The organism is Ideonella oryzae, from assembly GCF_024055665.1.
Lineage (GTDB): Bacteria > Pseudomonadota > Gammaproteobacteria > Burkholderiales > Burkholderiaceae_C > Ideonella > Ideonella oryzae.
The window spans coordinates 1-1,401 of sequence record NZ_JAMXMC010000030.1; the positions used below are offsets into that span (position 1 = coordinate 1).

Sequence of the window (1,401 nt, forward strand, 5' to 3'; positions counted from 1 at the left end):
GTCTGTCTCTCGTGGTGTCCTCAGCAGCACCTGTCAGGCCGACGATTCACCGGGAATCTCAAATACCGCTTGGGAAGGAGAAAACAGCCGGGTTCTGCTTGACCGAGGGGGAAGTCCCTGTAGAAGGGTTAGGCCTCATTTCTCGCCGTGACAAAGGAGTGTCGGCCATCAGCGCTCCACTGTCTTGCAGCTAGTCTTCCCCTTCTTCTATCGCAGTCCTGAGCTTGTCGATGTCGATGATGTCGATCGTTTCGTGGATTGATTGTTCAACCTTCCTGCGCGGGGGGATGGCTCGGAGGCCCCACACCTTTACCCCATGAGTGATCGTCGCGGTTCGGCCATCCCCGAAGCCCGCGCGCGCTACGTAAACGATACCCAGCGTGGTGAAGTGATAGTGGCAGACATAGGAGAGCGTGAGCCCAGAGTACTTGTGGACGTACTGGCCACTGAAGGTGCGTTCAGGCATCAATGCTTGGGTTCTGGGGCTAGCTTGCGAGAGTCCGGTGCAACGTCACAGCATGAGGCCTAACGAGGTTGTAGAAAAAGTCCGTTCATCAAGAACCACCCGAAATTCGGGGGTCTTTCACCCCTTGCCCTGCCGCCGACCGGCGATCCTGGGTCGATCTGAGCGGTCGATTTTTCAACGCAACATCCAATCAGCACTCCAGAGGGTTTTGCTACAACCTCAACGTTTGAATTCAGCGGCTGCCGAAGGCAGTCCGCTGGAATGAATGGTTAGGCCTCACCCGGGTAAGCTCCGCCGGTGTGTTGCCCAGTAAGTAGATTGACTCGGAAGTTGTGCCACGAGTCATCGAAGTGACGAGCGTGCCCAAGGATCTCACAGCCTTCAAGGCTAACGTGGCCGATGCCGTCCCAGGCGATTCTTTCGCTTCGCCAACTTCGATGAGTTGAGCTGTGACGCTCTATGTCGATATTGCTGACCGAGAGGAACTCGCCAGTTCCATCAATTCCGAGGAGGTACATGACGTCTCCTCCAAAGGTGTGTTGGTAGACCTGGCGGGTTGCATCAACGACGTAGCCCTGACCTCCGGCCACCACGGCCACGCGATCTGTATGTAGTTCGAGGTAGGCGCAGAAGTAATTCGCGCCTCTTTGAAAGTTTCCTACCCAGGTGTCGCCACCTTTCGGTTCGAACTTGAGTACGTAACCCTCGCGGAACGTGCTGATGCCCGGCAATGCGATCTGTACCGGGTATGGTGGTTCGCCGGGTAGCCCTGGCAACTCAGTAACGGGCATGGCAGTGCGGTGCTCTGTTGAGGCCTAACGAATGAAAGGGACTTCCCCGTCCCGAGCGAGCCGCGAAGCGGCAAACGGCAACGAGTGCCACGATGGGGTTGCGAATCTCATCCATTCACTCCGAAGGGGAAGCCCATGGCCATC

At 57.0% G+C, this 1,401-nt stretch carries 2 protein-coding genes; both read right to left on the bottom strand.

The genetic code is table 11. The annotated features are described in order from the left end of the window. Nucleotides 1-190: 190 nt before the first annotated feature. Nucleotides 191-466, bottom strand: coding sequence for a hypothetical protein (locus M0L44_RS21945; protein ID WP_252772315.1), 276 nt, complete (start codon nt 464-466; stop codon nt 191-193). Between the two features lie 269 nt (nt 467-735). Then, a complete protein-coding gene (locus M0L44_RS21950; RefSeq protein ID WP_252772316.1) occupies nt 736-1,257 on the bottom strand; it encodes a hypothetical protein in 522 nt (173 codons plus the stop codon). Between the last annotated feature and the right edge of the window lie 144 nt (nt 1,258-1,401).